The sequence below is a fragment of the Promicromonospora soli genome, from assembly GCF_014653785.1.
Classification (GTDB): Bacteria; Actinomycetota; Actinomycetes; order Actinomycetales; family Cellulomonadaceae; genus Promicromonospora; species Promicromonospora soli.
This window is the reverse complement of record NZ_BNAS01000001.1, coordinates 802,412-816,694: the sequence shown is the minus strand read 5'-3', so window position 1 is coordinate 816,694 and position 14,283 is coordinate 802,412. Positions and strand designations below refer to the sequence as shown.

Here is a 14,283-nt window from a genome sequence, read left to right as displayed (position 1 = left end):
CGCCTCATCCGGCAAGGAGCTTGGCTTTCTGCGCGCTGAACTCGGCGTCGGTGAGCACACCGTCGTCACGCAGGCGACCGAGCCGCTCGAGCTGAGCGAACACGTCGTCGGCCGCCGGCGGGGCAGGGGCCGCGACTGGTTGCGGCGCGGGCTCTGCATAGGCCTGCTGATAAGGGTCCTGCGCGGCCCAGCGGTTGGCCTGGCGCCGCGAGACCCGGTTGGACACCGCAGTGGCGGTGCCGGCGACGACGGCGGTGCGTGCCACGCCTCGGAGAAGTCCCATCACGTCGTCCTTTCCGTCTGTGTCGTGTCCTCGGGCGGCTGCTCCGCCTCGAGGGCGTCGAGCGCCGCGATCACGTCCGTGACCGGGATGCGACCGCTGGCGATCACCTGCGCTCCGGCCTCCCGCATCGCCGTCACGAACGGGCCGGCCCAGGTGTTCTCGTACACGATGAGACCGACCGCGTTACCGGGGGCGATCAAGGCGGCGGTCTCGCCGAGGTCGTCGTCGCCGAGCAGCCCGGAGCTGGCGCCCTCGAACACGGCGAGGTCCAGCTCGCCGTCGTGATCGAGATCGGTGAGCGCGACGGCCATGATGTCGCCGGCCTCGGTCCGCATCGCGACCCTGAGGTCGAGGATGCGGATGATCCCGCGTTCGACGAGGTCGAGCAGCGCCGCCAGGCCCTTGCCCTGCAGCCTGCTGCCCGGGAACTCGAGGGCAAGGTAGTCGATGGGTCCGACCTCGAGCTCGGGCCCCACGTCCTGCGTGGTCATCAGTGGTCTCCTCGGGTGGCTGTCGGGTGCTGCTCTCCCGCCGACCATGGCATCCGGGCGGGTAGCCCAGGCCCACCCGCGCGGGGGTGGTCCTCGGCAACCCGCACCGGGTCCACGATCGTGAGAGACACCTGGAGGCCACCATGTCCGTCATCCCGACCTACGACGCCGAGCAGCTCGCCGGCATGCTCGCGATCCTGCCCGACGTGGACTCGGTGGAGCTCAAGCTCACCGTCCCCGACGACTTCCAGCGTTCCGCCGTGCGGCTCCTGGGCATCGACCCGCTGGACGCGGTCCTGCGCCAGGTCGCGTTCGTCGACACCCCCGACCTGCAGCTCTCGTCGGCCGGAGTGGTGCTGCGCGCCCGGCGGACCCAGCGCAGACCCGCCGACCTGACGGTCAAGCTCCGGCCGGCGGTGCCGTCCGACGTCCCTGCGGGATTCCGGAACCACGATGGGTTCAAGGTCGAGCTGGACGCGTCACCGGCCGGCTACACCTGCTCGTGCTCGCTCACCGTCGAGGCCCCCGACCGCCGGGTGCGCAAGGTGATGACCGGCGCCCGCGGCATCCGCGGCCTGCTCGACGACGACCAGCGGAGACTGCTGAGCGAGCGCCTCCCGGACGGCGTCGGAGCCGACGACCTCGTCGTCCTCGGCCCGGTCAACCTGCTCAAGTGCCGGTTCCGGGCGAAGGGGTACCCGCGACGCCTGGTTGCCGAGCTGTGGATGCTGCCCGACGGGTCCCGGATCCTCGAGCTGTCCACGAAGGCACCCCCCGATGTGGCGTTCCAGGCCGCCGCGGAGACGAAGGCCCTCCTCGCGGGGAAAGGGCTCGACCTGAGTGCCCCGCAGGAGACTAAGACCCGGGCGGTGCTCGCCGCTCTGACGGCACCGGACGGCGAACGGACGGCCGGGGACGGTGAGCCCGACGAGAGGTGATGCCTCACCCGGTCTCGCGGCTAGCCTGTGTTCTCGCGGTCGTCGGCGGTCTTTCGGCTCCCCGCCGGGCGGGTCGGCAGCAGCCGGGTGAGGAAGATCGCGACGGCCGCCAGGACGGCGAGCACCCCGAGGCTGGTGCGCAGGCCGTCGATGCGTGCCGACGCGTTCTCGTCGACGATGGCGGTGACCTGGTCCTCGGGCAGCCCGGCCTCGGTCAGTCCGCTGCGCACCTGGTCGTCGGAGAGGAAGGGCACTCCCCCGACGAGCTGGACCGAGGCAGCCGACGAGAGGTCTTCCGGTACGGCGGGATTGCCCTCGATCCCGACGAGGAAGGTCGTGGTGAGGGCGCCGATCAGTACCGAGCCCGCGATGGCCGTGCCTAGCGACGCCCCGAGGTTGGTCGCCGTGTTCTGCAGCCCGCCGACGTCGCCGCTGAGCCGGTCGGGGACGGCGGAGACGGTGACCGCGCCGAGCTGGGAGGACAGGGCGCCCACACCGAGGCCGGCGAGCAGCAGGGGCACGGTCACGATCTCCGGACCGGCCCCCAGGTCGAGCGCAAGGATCAGCGCGATGATCCCACCGAGGAGGGTGGCCAGGCCGGCGGCGACCACCCGGCGTGGCGACGCGTTCGGCAGGAGCTTCGGGATGGCGACCGCCGCCACGAGCAGCGCCACTGACAGCGGCAGCAGGCGGACGCCGGTCTCGAACGCGCTCAGCCCGAGCGCCACCGAGAGGTAGAGGGGGATGGTGAAGAACATTCCCGCCTGGAGAAGGAACTGGAACAGGAACATCGTCAGGCCACCCGTGAGCTGGGCATTGCGCAGCAGCGTGACGTCGACGAGCGGCTCAAGACCGCGCTCCGTCCTGCGCGCCTGCCACCAGAAGAATGCCCGGACCACCAGCAGGCCGACGACGATCAGCCACAGCGTCGCCGAGATGCCGCCGACGGCGGGCGCGCCGGGCTTGGCCAGGATCCACCCCCACTCGCTCGAGCGGAGCACGCCGAACACCGCCAGGCCGAGGCCGAGCGCCGCCAGCACGGCCCCCACGAAGTCGAACGGCGTGCGCCCGCCCGGGGCTGTGTCCTTGATCCGCCGTGCCAGCACGAGGATCACCAGCACGACCACCACCTCGCCGGCAAAGACCAGGCGCCAGGTCCAGTAGGTCGTCACCGCGCCGCCGATCAGTGGTCCGGCTGCCACGGCGATCGCTCCCGCAGAGGCCACCAGGCCGTAGGCGCGCGGCCGGCCGGACGGCTCGAAGTTCGTCGCGACCAGGGCGACGATCGCCGGCATGATGAGCGCGGCGCCGAGTCCTTCCAGCACCGACCACCCGAGGATGAGCACCCCCAGGTTGGGGGCGAGCGCCGTGGTCAGCGAGCCCGCCCCGTAGATCACGCAGCCGATCGAGAACGCCCTGCGGCGGCCGATCATCGTGCCGATCTTCCCGCCGGTGATCATCGTCGTCGCCATCACGAGCGTGTAGAGGGTGATCGCCGTCTGCACCCCTGTGACGGTGGTGCCGACGTCCTCGGCGACCTGGGCGATCGAGACGTTCATGACCGAGCTGTCGAGGGTCATGAGGAACTGACCGGCGGCAAGTGTGGGCAGGACGATCTTCGGCGTGCCGGCCGTGCGGCCGACGGTGTCCGATGTCATCGTGTCCGTCCTTCCCGCGCTCGACGCCGGCTCAGCGGCTCCAGCCGCTCGACGGCCGACCGTTGCGGCGCCGGCTCATCAGGGCCCGCGCCATCTCAGCCGCCTCCGCCCGCGATCCGCAGCCCAGCTTGCGGTAGATCACCTTGAGGTGGAACTTGAGCGTGTTCACCGAGATGAACAGCTCGTCGGCGATCTCCCGCAGGGTGAGCCGGCTCGGCAGCATCCGCAGGATCCCCAGCTGCCGGTCGGTGAGGGCCTCGACGAGCTCGACCGGGGGAGTCCGGGACGGGGTCGCTCCGGAGAGCGGGAGGCGGCGGAGCCGGTCCAGCCAGGGCTTCGACACCTGCGAGGCGAGCCTCTCGATCGACTCGACGATCTCGGTCCCCTCGGACGCGACGGTCTGCACAAGGCCGTGCGCGGCGGCGAGCCGCACGGCGCGCAGGAGGGCCGCCTCGGCCTCGTCCGCATCGTGGGCCGTACGGCTCAGCAGCAGATCGAGGAGCACGTGGTGCCGCACGCATCGCGGGGTGGCCTCGTGCAGCAGGGCGCGCGCCGCCCCGACGTCACCATCGGCGACGAGCACCCGCGCGGTCTCGACAGCGCCCCAGAACGGGTCGTCGATCTCGGCGGCCCACTGCCGAGCTTCGTCCGGCCGGCTGTCGGCCAGGGCCAGGAGGGTGCCGGCGCGGGCCAGCAAGGCACGGCTGCCAGGACCGCTGAGCTCCGTTTCCGCGATCTCGGCAGCATCACCGAACGCGCGCTCCGCAGCCTTGGTGTCTCCGGCGTCGACCGACGACCGGGCCAGCTCGAGGCACGCGAGCAGCCGACAGTGCGGAACAGGGTCGCACGATGTCTCGACCAGGCGAGACAGGACGGGAAGCGCGGCCGACTGCTCACCGATCTCGCGGTTCGCGAGCGCCTCGGCGGCCATGAGCTCGGTCCGCGCCATCGTCATGTTCGCCGCCTCGGACGCCCGGCGAGTGCCGTACACCAGACGCAGGGCTTCGACCGGTCGCCCCGCCAGTGCTACCCCCAGGGCCCGGGTGGCCTCGAAAGCGATCCGCCGTTCCGGCACGGTGCTGAGCGTGCGGGCCACCTCGCGTACTTCGGGGCCGGCATCGTCCCACCGCTCGGTGAGCGCGATGTCGCGGGCCAGCACGTTCCAGCCGAACCTGCACAGGGGATCGACCGGCCACCGGTCGCCGATCTTGGTGAGAGCGGACCGGGCGGACCGCGCCCCGGCGCTCCAGTCGCCGGAGACCGTCGCCGAGACCCCGCGGAGCATCTCGAGCCGCGCGAGCAGCCACGGCTCCGGCTCGACCCCGTCGTCGTCTCGGTCCGCGAGGGTATCCACGGTCCGCACGAAGGCGTTCCGGTCGGAGAAGAGCTGACACCACGCGAGATCGACCGTCGCGGCGGTGTCGACCTCGGCGGCGCTCGCGGGGATCGCCCGGAGAATGCGCCGGACGGTTGCCTCGCGCCCGCTGTCGTAGAGCTGCGGGACGCACGAGGCCAGCAGCCGCAGCGCAGCACGGTCCTGGCCGGCGCGCAGCAGGTGCTCGAGCGCTGCGACGGGCCGCCCCGCGTTCTCGTACCAGCGCGCGGCGCGCCGGTGGAGCTCTGCCACGTGCTCCGGATCCCGGCGGCGCAGCTCGGCCAGGAGGGCATCCCGGACCAGGGCGTGCGTCTCGTAGGCCCCGGACGGCTCGATGCGGGCGGCGAACAGCCCGCGTTCCTCGGCCTGCTCCAGCAGCTCGGGGGCGTCGGGCCGGCCGGCGAGAACGCGAGCGAGGCCGGGCTCGACCCGGTCGACGACGGATACCGAGGCCAGGACGTCGACGACGTCGGCGGGTTCGCCGCTCAGCACCTCGTGCCAGACATAGTCGCCGAGGTACCGTCGTGCCTCGTCGGGCCTCGGGGCGTCGAGGGTTGCCCGGGCGTCGGCGGACCGGGCCGCCAGCGCGGCCAGCTGGATGCTGGCGGCCCAGCCACCGGCGTGCCGAGCGGCCTCGGCGACCTGCTGCGGTGGCAGCGCCGGAGCCAGGCGGGCAAGCATCTCGGTCGCTTCGTCGAACGAGAACCGCAGCTCGGAAAAGCGGACCTCGCCGAGCACTCCGCGGGCCCGCAGCCGGTCGACCGGGAGCTGCGGGACGTGCCGGCCCGCCATGACGACGTGCAGCCAGCGCGGGAGGTGCTGGACAAACATGCTCAGCTGCGCGGTCACCGCGACCTCGTCGACCAGCTCGAGGTCGTCGATCACGAGGACGCGCGGGCCGTACGGTCGCGACTCGAGGTCGTCGAGCAGGGACCCCAAGGCGTCGACAAGAGTCTGCCGGCGGCGGATCAGGTTGCCGGCGGGTTCCGCGCACCCCGGAGCGATTCCGTCGAGCGCGGCGAGGATGCTCAGCCAGAGCTGTGCGGGGTCACGGTCCGACTCGTCGACGGCCAGCCATGCGTGGGGCAGGTCGGTCCACCCCACCCAGTCCCTGAGCAGGGCGGTCTTGCCCGAGCCGGCCGGAGCGACGACGAGCGTGAGCGGCGCCTTCACCGCCGTGTCCAGCAGCTCGATGAGCCGGGGGCGCCGGACGAGGTACTCGGGATTGACGGCGGGACGCAGCTTCGCCTGGTAGACCGTCGCCAGGAGACCGTGGCTGGGTGCGGTCGTGCGGTCTTTCAGCAGGTCCCCGCCGAGTGCGTGCGTCATGTGCTGCTCCCAGGGTTTACCTCCCAGCAAGATAGGCCGAGGCCGCTCGACGTGGCTCGCCGGTTTCGGGTGAGGCATCACCCTTCCGTCGGGTGGATTCTCTGACTAAAGTCAGAGATATGGGTGCCGTCGAAACCGTCCGCCGCTTCAACCGCAGCTACACCCAGCGCATCGGCGTCCTGGAGCAGTCCTACCTCGGGACGGGGCGGCCGCTCGGCGCGTCGCGCCTCCTCTTCGAGGTGGGGCCCGACGGCGCGGCGGTCCGCGAGCTGCGCGAGCGGCTGGACCTCGACTCGGGCTACCTGACCCGGCTCCTGGCCCGGCTCGCCGACGAGGGGCTCGTCGAGGTGCGGCCCGACCCGGCCGACCGGCGTCGTCGGGCGGTGACGCTCACCGCCGTCGGACTGACCGCGTACCGCGAGCTGGACGCGCGCTCCGAACGCAAGGCCCGCAGCCTGCTGGAACCGCTCACCGAGCGGCAGCGCGCGCGCCTGGACGAGGCGCTCGGCACCGCGGACCTGCTGATCCGCGCGGCGACAGTGCACCTGCGGGTCGTGCACCCGGTGAGCGACGCGGCCACCACGGCGCTGGGGGAGTATTACGCCGAGCTCGACCGGCGCTTCCCCGGCGGGTTCGTGCCCGACCCACCGGACCAAGGCGCGGACGCGCTCCGCGCGCCGGACGGCGCGTTCGTGGTGGCGACCAGCGACGGCGCCCCCGTCGCGTGCGGCGGAGTGCGCCGGTTCGACGACTCGACGGGCGAGATCAAGCGCATGTGGGTGGCGACGGGCTGGCGGGGCGCCGGGCTGGGCGCACGGCTCCTGCGGCGCCTGGAGGACGAGGCGCGCCGGCTCGGCTACACGCGTGCCGTGCTGGACACCAACCGGGTGCTGACCGAGGCGATCGCCATGTACGGGCGGGCCGGCTACCGGGAGATCGAGCCGTACAGCCAGGACAACCCCTACGCGGACGCGTTCTTCGAGAAGACCCTGGGCTGACCCGCTGCGGTCCTCCCCCCGGTCAGCCGTACCGGCCGCATGCGAGGGCGCGCCACCTGTGCGACGGTGAAATTGCCGGGTCCAGCAGCGCGGTACTCATGACCGAGCGATGACACGGAGGACAACATGGCCAGATGTGACAAGTGTGGCAACGACTACGCCCACACGTTCACGATCACGAAGGACGACGGGACGAAGGGGACCTTCGACTCGTTCGAGTGCGCCGCCGAGGCCATGGCCCCGCGGTGCGCACACTGCGGCGTCACGGTGCTCGGGCACGGCGTCGACGCCGGCAGCAGGACCTACTGCTGCAGCCACTGCGCACGCGTCACGACCGGTGCGCAGATCCACGACAGCGTCAGCGTCTGACTCGTCTGACCCGTCTGCACCGCATGCGAACGGTGGGCCGTCGAGGCATGGTTGACATGCCGGTGAAGCAGCCCGCCGTCGGCCCTACCGAGGGAGGAGTGCGACATGGTGCAAACCGTCGCCGAAGTGATGACACCAGCGCCGACCGCCGTCGACGCATCCGATCCGATCCAGGTCGCTGCCCGGGCGATGGCCGAGGAGAACGTGGGTGCCCTGGTCGTCAAGTCCCACTCCAAGACGGTCGGGATCGTCACCGACCGGGACCTGGTGGTGCGTGGCCTGGCCAAGGGCCTCGGCGGTGACGCGACCATCAGAGAGGTAGCGAGCGAGGACATCATCACCGTCGCGCCCAGCGACCCGGTCGAGACCGCCGTCGAGGTGATGCGCGCAGCCGCCGTCCGACGAGTCCCCGTCATGGACGGCGACGTGGCGGTGGGCATCGTCTCGATCGGTGACCTCGCCGTCGAGCGGGACCCGTCGTCGGCGCTCGCGGACATCTCCGAGGCAGAGCCGAACCGCTGAGGCGAAGGCCGGCTGGGCTCGTTCGTCATAGTCCCCGACGAGCGGGCCCAGCATCGGAAGGGGGCAAGAGACGACCTCGGGCGCGGCCTCGCACCGAGACCCGGTGAGGAGACGCCATGACCCCAACGCCCGTCGACCTGACGGCCGCCGAGACGCTCCGCGTCGCCTCCATGGTGCTCGCCCCGCTGGTCGCCCAGGGGGCGATCATCCGTCGTCCGCGCGCCACCGCCTGGGCCGAGCGGCGCCAGACCGACCGCACGGCACGTGCCGTGCTGACCGGCCTGCGCGAACGCCACGGCGGTGCCCCGCTCGTCCTGCGGCTCGGGCCGCGCCGCCTCGTCCTGGTCACGGAGCCCGAAGACGTCCGGCGGCTCCTGGAGCACTCACCCGAACCGTTCACCCCCGCCACCCGGGAGAAGCGCGGCGCCCTCGCGCACTTCCAGCCCGACGGCGTGCTGATCTCCTCGACCGCCGAGCGCTGGCACCGCCGTCCGTTCAACGAGGCGGTGCTGCAGACGGATCAGCCCGTGCACGACGACGGGGCGGCCTTCGTCGACGCCGCGCAGCGCGGCGTCGCAGACCTGACAGGCCTGCTGGACCGAACCGCGCGGTTCGACGCCGACGACTTCGCCGAAGCCTGGTGGGGCGTCGTCCTGGAGGTGGTGCTCGGCGCCAGGGCGCGCGGGGACCGCGAGCTGCTGGACGCCCTCAACGAGTTGCGCCGCGACGCCAACTGGTCGTGGCTGCGTCCCCGACGAAAGGGGCTCCGCGCCGAGCTGGACGGCCGCATCGGGTCGTACCTGCCCAACCCGGAGCCCGGCTCGCTCGCCGCCGCCGCCCACGCGGAAGGGCCGGCCACGGCGGCGGGCCAGATCCCGCACTGGCTCTTCGCGTTCGACGCCGCCGGGGCGGCGACCCTGCGGGCGCTCGCGATCGTCGCCGCCCGCCCGGACGTTCGGGAGCGGCTGCTCGCCGAGGCGGCGTCGGCCGGGCCGGGTCCGGCGCTGCTGCCCTACGCGCGGGCCTGCATCCTGGAGTCCGTGCGCCTGTGGCCGACGACGTTCGTCGTGCTGCGGGACTCGACCGGCCCCACGGCCTGGGGCAAGCGCACCCTGCCGGTCGGTACCGACTTCATCGTCGTGAGCTCGTTCTTCCACCGCGACCCGGCCCGGCTCGAGCACGCCGACGGGTTCGCGCCCGAGGCATGGCTGGACGGCCGCAACAACGCCGACTGGGGCCTGGTCCCGTTCAGCGGCGGGCCGGTCTCGTGCCCGGGGCGGAACCTAGTGCTGCTCGTCACGTCGCACATGCTGACCCGGCTGGCCGCCGCCCGCGACCTGCGCGTCGCGCGCGGCCGCTACCTGGCCCACGACCCGCTGCCCGCCACCGTGGACTACCTGGGCCTGCGCTTCCGCATCGCCGGCAGCGCCGGGACCGGCGTCGGACCCGCCCGCTGAACCGCTCAGGACCGAGCGCTGCGCCATGGACGAGACCGGGATCCTGCCGGGCGTGCCGCACCTGCGTTCGCTCGCGGACCTGGCGCAGCTCGTCGAGGTCGTGTCTCCGGTCTACGTGCGGTTCAGCGCTGGGCCGGTGGCCGACGCCGCCACCGCGAGCCGGGACCACGAGAGCGGGTGCCTGCTGCCCGGGCTCAGCGTCAACCCGCTGACACCGGAGCCGTGGTGGGACAGGCGGCTCGAGCACTGGCTCGCGCGGCAGCTGTGCCAGTACGCCCACCTGCAGTCGCCGGAGCGATTCCCCTGGGTCCTCACGGGCGAGATCGTCGGGCGCGGACCCGACTGCGAGCCGCTCCTGGTCGACACCACCGTCATCGCCTCGATCGACCGGTCAGTGGTCGACGAGGCCGCGGAGACCTACGCGCGCGTCTTCCGTCCGGGGGACGACGGACGGTGACCCCGGAGGTCAGAGCCAGCCGACCAGGCCCAGCACGAGGCCGATCACCGCGCACACGCCCAGGGTCCGCAGCACCGACCAGCGCACGGCGAACAGCAGGAGAGCGGCGACGACGGCGATGCCCAGCGCGGCCGGCTGGACGGTCGTGAGGTCCGGGACGTCGAGTCGCAGCGGCCCGGCCGTCCAGGTGTTCGAGGTGGCGAACAGGACGTGCGTGGTGAAGTAGAGGGCGAGGTTCGCGATGACGCCCACCACCGCGGCGGTGATCGCGGCGAGCGACGCGCTCAGGGTCCGGTTGCCCCGGAGCCGCTCGACGTGGGGGGCGCCCAGGAAGATGAACAGGAACGACGGCACGAAGGTGACCCAGGTCGTCAGTAGCGCGCCGAGCAGCGCGGCGACCCACGGGTCGAGGTCGCCGGGGTTGCGGTAGGCGCCGAGGAACGCGACGAACTGGACGACCATGATCAGCGGCCCGGGTGTGGTCTCGGCCAGCGCCAGCCCGCGGGTCATCTCGCCGGGCGTGACCCACGCGTAGGTCTGCACCGCCTGCTGGGCGACGTAGGCCAGGACGGCGTAGGCGCCTCCGAACGTCACGAGGGCGCTGCCGGAGAAGAAGAGGCCCTGCTGGGTGAGGGTGCTTCCGATGCCGGTCAGCAGCGCCACCACCACGACGGGCAGCGACCACACCAGCAGCCCGACGACGAGGACACGCACCGCCCGGCGGCCCGACGGCTGCTCGGCGTGCAGGGCATCGTCGGGAATGAGCGGCGCCGGGCCGTCCGCCTGGTCCCGGCCTGGGGACACCGCTATCCAGTCGGGCGCAAAGCGGTGCACGAGCCACCCGATCACCCCGGCCCCGAGGACGACCAGCGGGAACGGGACCGCGAACAACGTCAGCGCCAGGAACGCGCCCACCGCCAGAGCGATGAGCGCCGGGCTGGTCAGCGCGCGCTTGCCCACGCGCAGCACGGCCTGGAGCACGATGGCCAGCACCGCGGGCGCAAGGCCGGCGAACAGCCCGGAGACGACCGTGGTGTCGCCGAACGCGACGTACACCGCGGACAGGACGAGCAGCACGAGCATGCCCGGCAGCACGAACAGGCCGCCGGCGACCAGACCGCCGCGCCACCCGTTGAGCAGCCAGCCGGTGTAGACGGCCAGCTGCTGCGCCTCGGGCCCGGGCAGCAGCATGCAGTAGTTCAGCGCATGCAGGAACCGGCCCTGCCCGATCCACCGCTTCTCGTCGACGAGCGTGCGCTGCATGACGGCGATCTGCCCGGCGGGGCCGCCGAAGGTCTGCCAGGAGATCGCGAACCAGGCGCGGACGGCGGTGCGGAACGGGATCAGGTCCCGCGGTGGTGTGGCGGTCGAGGATGCGCCGGGGTTGTCGGTGCTCATGTCTCTCCTGCGGTAGAACGTCGTCTTCGGTCGGACGTCTGTGGTCGGTCGGGTCGGTGGCTCAGGCTGGTTCGCGGCCCAGCAGGTAGGAGCGCCGGATGAACTCGTACAGGCCGTCGAACAACGGTCCGGTGACCGCGAGGGTGCGCTCGTCGTCGCCCGTCATGGACAGCCCGCGGAGGGCGACGTCCAGGCCCGGCGCCTCAGGCGCGTCGTACCGGCCGTCGTCCAGGTCCGCCTCGTGCACGATCTGCCCGATCCGGGCGAGGACCGGGTCGGCCAGCTCGTACCGGACCAGGAACGTCTCGAAGCTGCACCGGTCACCGTGGTGCCCCAGCTCGACGCCCCGCATGTCGAACGGCGTGGCGTCGGCCGGGACCTCCGCGGGATCGCTCACGAACACGAAGTCGCCGTCGGGATCGATGAACCGGCCGATCAGCCAGGCGCAGGCCGCGCGATCGATGTGCACCCCCGCACGGGTAGCCCACCTCATCGCTCAATTCTCTCTGCTGCGGCCGGCTCCATCCGCTCGGCGAGTGCACGGAGCGCCGCCTGGGCACCGTCCCGTTCGGCCGGCGGAAAGAAGTCCCGGCGGCTGATCTCGCGAAGCTTCCGGCGCAGGCCGGCCAGCAGCCGAGGCCGTTCGCCCGGCGTGCCGTCCATCGCCCGCTGGGCGGCCGTCACCAGCTCGGCGTACTCCACCGCCCGGGCCGCCGCCATGGCCGTCGCGAGACCCCGCTCCTGCGCGACGCTCGCGGGCCGAGCCAGCCAGACGCTCGCCGCACCGCCGCGCTCGACGACGTCGTCGGCGGCCCATTCCAGCTGCTCACGGGTCCGGGCGTCCGCGGGCAGGGCGACCAGCCCGTCGGAGACCTGGGCGACCCCGAGCCGCTTGAGCCGCCGCCAGAGCGCGACGCGCGGGGCGGACGGCTCCCTCGGCAGCCGGTAGCTCAGCAGCACCCATTCACCCGTCACCCCTGGATGTAACCATGGTTACATCCAGGCAGGCAAGCTGCGCTTCTCGGCCACCGTGGGCCTGACGTGCTGAACGCCACTCGGTCCGATCGCCGCGACGGGAACATGTGCACAGGCATGGTGTTGTCCCCGGTGTGAGCGAGGGACTGAACCGGGCGACGGTGGTCGTGATCGGGGCCGGACAGGCGGGCCTGTCGGCGGCGTACCACCTGCAGCACAGGGGATTCGTGAGCGCCGTCGACCAGCCGGACGCCGAGCGCACCTTCGTCGTCCTCGACGCGAACCCGGCACCGGGCGGCGCCTGGCAGCACCGCTGGGAGTCGCTGCGGATGGCGACGGTCAACGGGATCTTCGACCTGCCGGGCCTGGCCCAGCCCGCCGTCGACACGACGGAGGCCAGCCGCGCCGCCGTGCCGCGCTACTTCGCCGGCTACGAGCGGACGTTCGCGCTCCCGATCCTGCGCCCGGTCCGGGTGGTAGCGGTGCGCCGCGCCGACGACGACCCGGACGGCGACCTCGTCGTGACGAGCGACCGAGGGTCGTGGACCGCCCGCGCGGTCATCAACGCCACGGGGACGTGGACCAACCCGGTGCTGCCGCGCTACCCGGGGCAGGAGACGTTCGTCGGCCGCCAGCTCCACACGCGCGACTACGTCCGGGCGGAGGACTTCGCGGGGCAGCGCGTGGCGATCGTCGGGGGCGGGATCTCCGCGCTCCAGCTCCTGGAGGAGATCTCCCGCGTCGCGAAGACCCGCTGGTACACCCGTAGGGAGCCGGTCTTCCGCGAGGACGGGTTCCAGCCAGAGACCGCCGGCCGCGAGACCATCGCCAAGGTCATGGCCGACGTCGAAGCGGGCCGGCCCAGCGGCAGCGTCGTGTCGTACACGGGGCTCGCCTGGACGTCGTACGCGCTGGCGGCGAAGGAGCGCGGCGCGCTCGAGCGGCGGCCGATGTTCAAGGCCGTCGAGCCCATGGGCGTGCGCGAGGCGGACGGCACCTTCACGCCCGTCGACACGATCCTGTGGGCCACCGGCTTCAAGGCCGACCTGGCGCACCTGGACCCGCTGCATCTCCGCAACAAGCTGGGTGGCATCGCCATGCAGGGCACCCAGACGGCCACCGAGCCGCGGGTCCACCTCATCGGTTTCGGACCGTCGCAGTCGACGGTCGGCGCCAACCGGGCCGGCCGGGAGGCAGCGGCGGCGGTGGTGCGGCGCGCTCAGCCGTTCGCCAGCCCTGCCACCAGGTTGATCAGCAGCGCCACGACAACCGTGCCGAACAGATAGGCGAGCAGCGCGTGGACCTGCGCGACGCGACGCATGCTCGAGGAAGCCAGGTCCGTGTCGGAGACCGCGAAGCTCATCCCGACAGTGATGGCCAGGTAGGTGAAGTCGGTGTACCGGGGCGGCTCCATCTGGTGGAAGTCGATCCCGCCCGCCGGCGCTGTGTAGTAGGCGCGGGCGTAGTGGAGCGCGAACACCGTGTGCACACAGGCCCACGAGACCACCACCGCGGCAAGGACGGCGGCCATCGTGATGTCACCGCTGCCGAGCACGCCTCCCGCGAGCACAACTGCGACGCCAGCCAGGCTCGCGAGGGCGGCGAGCAGCACGATGAGGTTCGCGACGCCACGGGTGGGTTCCTCGCGGACGGCGTGCTCGCTGGTCGTCCGGGACCCCATGGGCACGATCACCAGCGCGGTCCAGACCACGAACACGAGCCCGGCGCCGGCCCAGCCGCCCAGCACGGCCGCCGCCGCGGAGCCCCACGGCAGCAGCCAGCCCAGTAGCAGACCGACGAGCAGGGCTACTCCGATCCGCACGCCGTGCGGGGTGTCCAGCACCCTGCTCACTCGCTGCAACCCCGTCATGCACCCAGTCAACCAGGACGTCGCTACTGCTACTCGTGGGTGTGGACGTCGAGCTTCTTCTTGCGTGCGGCGGCGGCGACCTTGTTGTCGAAGGTGAGCAGCGGTGAGTTACCAGGTGAAGCACCCCGGTCAAGGCCGATCGAGGAGCCGTCGGGCACCTCGC

General features: G+C 72.4%; 16 protein-coding genes. 7 read left to right on the top strand and 9 right to left on the bottom strand.

Annotated features, from left to right (window positions below; translation table 11 throughout):
- Positions 1–4 precede the first annotated feature (4 nt).
- Positions 5–283, bottom strand: coding sequence for an SHOCT domain-containing protein (locus tag IE250_RS03725; RefSeq protein ID WP_189667884.1), 279 nt, complete (start codon positions 281–283; stop codon positions 5–7).
- Positions 283–774 carry a DUF6325 family protein gene (locus IE250_RS03720; protein WP_189667883.1) on the bottom strand — a complete coding sequence of 164 codons (492 nt, stop codon included), beginning with the start codon at positions 772–774 and terminating at the stop codon, positions 283–285. The genes IE250_RS03725 and IE250_RS03720 overlap by 1 nt, the downstream gene beginning before the upstream one ends.
- A gap of 143 nt (positions 775–917) precedes the next feature.
- Here IE250_RS03720 and IE250_RS03715 point away from each other — a divergent pair, with 143 nt between their 5' ends.
- Complete coding sequence (locus IE250_RS03715) at positions 918–1,712, top strand: CYTH domain-containing protein (RefSeq protein WP_189667882.1); 795 nt, start codon at positions 918–920, stop codon at positions 1,710–1,712.
- A gap of 20 nt (positions 1,713–1,732) precedes the next feature.
- On the opposite strand, the gene IE250_RS03710 is transcribed toward IE250_RS03715, so the two are convergent.
- Positions 1,733–3,370, bottom strand: a complete 1,638-nt coding sequence (locus IE250_RS03710; protein ID WP_189667881.1) for an MFS transporter — start codon at positions 3,368–3,370, stop codon at positions 1,733–1,735.
- 31 nt (positions 3,371–3,401) lie between these two features.
- The gene (locus IE250_RS03705) at positions 3,402–6,074 is read right to left on the bottom strand and encodes a winged helix-turn-helix domain-containing protein (RefSeq protein WP_189667880.1); all 2,673 of its coding nucleotides are present in this window, start codon (positions 6,072–6,074) and stop codon (positions 3,402–3,404) included.
- A 119-nt stretch (positions 6,075–6,193) separates the two neighbouring features.
- Here IE250_RS03705 and IE250_RS03700 point away from each other — a divergent pair, with 119 nt between their 5' ends.
- From IE250_RS03700 to IE250_RS03680, 5 genes are all read left to right on the top strand, one after another.
- Complete coding sequence (locus IE250_RS03700) at positions 6,194–7,072, top strand: bifunctional helix-turn-helix transcriptional regulator/GNAT family N-acetyltransferase (RefSeq protein ID WP_189667879.1); 879 nt, start codon at positions 6,194–6,196, stop codon at positions 7,070–7,072.
- 126 nt (positions 7,073–7,198) lie between these two features.
- Complete coding sequence (locus tag IE250_RS03695; RefSeq protein ID WP_189667878.1) at positions 7,199–7,441, top strand: metallothionein; 243 nt, start codon at positions 7,199–7,201, stop codon at positions 7,439–7,441.
- A gap of 105 nt (positions 7,442–7,546) precedes the next feature.
- Positions 7,547–7,963: a CBS domain-containing protein gene (locus tag IE250_RS03690; protein WP_189667877.1), complete on the top strand. Its 417-nt coding sequence runs from the start codon at positions 7,547–7,549 to the stop codon at positions 7,961–7,963.
- A 116-nt stretch (positions 7,964–8,079) separates the two neighbouring features.
- A complete protein-coding gene (locus IE250_RS03685; protein ID WP_189667876.1) occupies positions 8,080–9,420 on the top strand; it encodes a cytochrome P450 in 1,341 nt (446 codons plus the stop codon).
- A gap of 25 nt (positions 9,421–9,445) precedes the next feature.
- Positions 9,446–9,877 carry a DUF6098 family protein gene (locus IE250_RS03680; RefSeq protein ID WP_189667875.1) on the top strand — a complete coding sequence of 144 codons (432 nt, stop codon included), beginning with the start codon at positions 9,446–9,448 and terminating at the stop codon, positions 9,875–9,877.
- 9 nt (positions 9,878–9,886) lie between these two features.
- Here IE250_RS03680 and chrA read toward each other — a convergent pair whose 3' ends face one another.
- From chrA to IE250_RS03665, 3 genes are all read right to left on the bottom strand, one after another.
- Positions 9,887–11,275: a chromate efflux transporter gene (gene chrA / locus IE250_RS03675; RefSeq protein ID WP_189667874.1), complete on the bottom strand. Its 1,389-nt coding sequence runs from the start codon at positions 11,273–11,275 to the stop codon at positions 9,887–9,889.
- 61 nt (positions 11,276–11,336) lie between these two features.
- Positions 11,337–11,768, bottom strand: a complete 432-nt coding sequence (locus tag IE250_RS03670) for a chromate resistance protein ChrB domain-containing protein (RefSeq protein ID WP_189667873.1) — start codon at positions 11,766–11,768, stop codon at positions 11,337–11,339.
- Positions 11,765–12,250, bottom strand: coding sequence for a Chromate resistance protein ChrB (locus tag IE250_RS03665; protein ID WP_189667872.1), 486 nt, complete (start codon positions 12,248–12,250; stop codon positions 11,765–11,767). The genes IE250_RS03670 and IE250_RS03665 overlap by 4 nt, the downstream gene beginning before the upstream one ends.
- A gap of 134 nt (positions 12,251–12,384) precedes the next feature.
- Here IE250_RS03665 and IE250_RS03660 point away from each other — a divergent pair, with 134 nt between their 5' ends.
- A complete protein-coding gene (locus IE250_RS03660) occupies positions 12,385–13,536 on the top strand; it encodes an NAD(P)-binding domain-containing protein (protein ID WP_229872106.1) in 1,152 nt (383 codons plus the stop codon).
- Here IE250_RS03660 and IE250_RS03655 read toward each other — a convergent pair.
- The gene (locus IE250_RS03655) at positions 13,470–14,120 is read right to left on the bottom strand and encodes a DUF1345 domain-containing protein (RefSeq protein ID WP_229872105.1); all 651 of its coding nucleotides are present in this window, start codon (positions 14,118–14,120) and stop codon (positions 13,470–13,472) included. The genes IE250_RS03660 and IE250_RS03655 overlap by 67 nt on opposite strands.
- Positions 14,121–14,149: 29 nt before the next feature.
- On the bottom strand, positions 14,150–14,278 hold the full coding sequence (locus IE250_RS24790) for a hypothetical protein (protein ID WP_268247776.1): 129 nt from the start codon (positions 14,276–14,278) through the stop codon (positions 14,150–14,152).
- Between the last annotated feature and the right edge of the window lie 5 nt (positions 14,279–14,283).

Bases quoted from the DNA above. Each gene is read 5' to 3' on its own strand.
- IE250_RS03685 (WP_189667876.1), top strand. From the start codon at position 8,080: ATGACCCCAACGCCCGTCGACCTGACGGCCGCCGAGACGCTCCGCGTC.
- chrA (WP_189667874.1), bottom strand. From the start codon at position 11,275: ATGAGCACCGACAACCCCGGCGCATCCTCGACCGCCACACCACCGCGG.
- IE250_RS03690 (WP_189667877.1), top strand. From the start codon at position 7,547: ATGGTGCAAACCGTCGCCGAAGTGATGACACCAGCGCCGACCGCCGTC.
- IE250_RS03720 (WP_189667883.1), bottom strand. From the start codon at position 774: ATGACCACGCAGGACGTGGGGCCCGAGCTCGAGGTCGGACCCATCGAC.
- IE250_RS03680 (WP_189667875.1), top strand. From the start codon at position 9,446: ATGGACGAGACCGGGATCCTGCCGGGCGTGCCGCACCTGCGTTCGCTC.
- IE250_RS03700 (WP_189667879.1), top strand. From the start codon at position 6,194: ATGGGTGCCGTCGAAACCGTCCGCCGCTTCAACCGCAGCTACACCCAG.
- IE250_RS03725 (WP_189667884.1), bottom strand. From the start codon at position 283: ATGGGACTTCTCCGAGGCGTGGCACGCACCGCCGTCGTCGCCGGCACC.
- IE250_RS03710 (WP_189667881.1), bottom strand. From the start codon at position 3,370: ATGACATCGGACACCGTCGGCCGCACGGCCGGCACGCCGAAGATCGTC.
- IE250_RS03695 (WP_189667878.1), top strand. From the start codon at position 7,199: ATGGCCAGATGTGACAAGTGTGGCAACGACTACGCCCACACGTTCACG.
- IE250_RS03705 (WP_189667880.1), bottom strand. From the start codon at position 6,074: ATGACGCACGCACTCGGCGGGGACCTGCTGAAAGACCGCACGACCGCA.
- IE250_RS03670 (WP_189667873.1), bottom strand. From the start codon at position 11,768: ATGAGGTGGGCTACCCGTGCGGGGGTGCACATCGATCGCGCGGCCTGC.
- IE250_RS03715 (WP_189667882.1), top strand. From the start codon at position 918: ATGTCCGTCATCCCGACCTACGACGCCGAGCAGCTCGCCGGCATGCTC.
- IE250_RS03655 (WP_229872105.1), bottom strand. From the start codon at position 14,120: ATGACGGGGTTGCAGCGAGTGAGCAGGGTGCTGGACACCCCGCACGGC.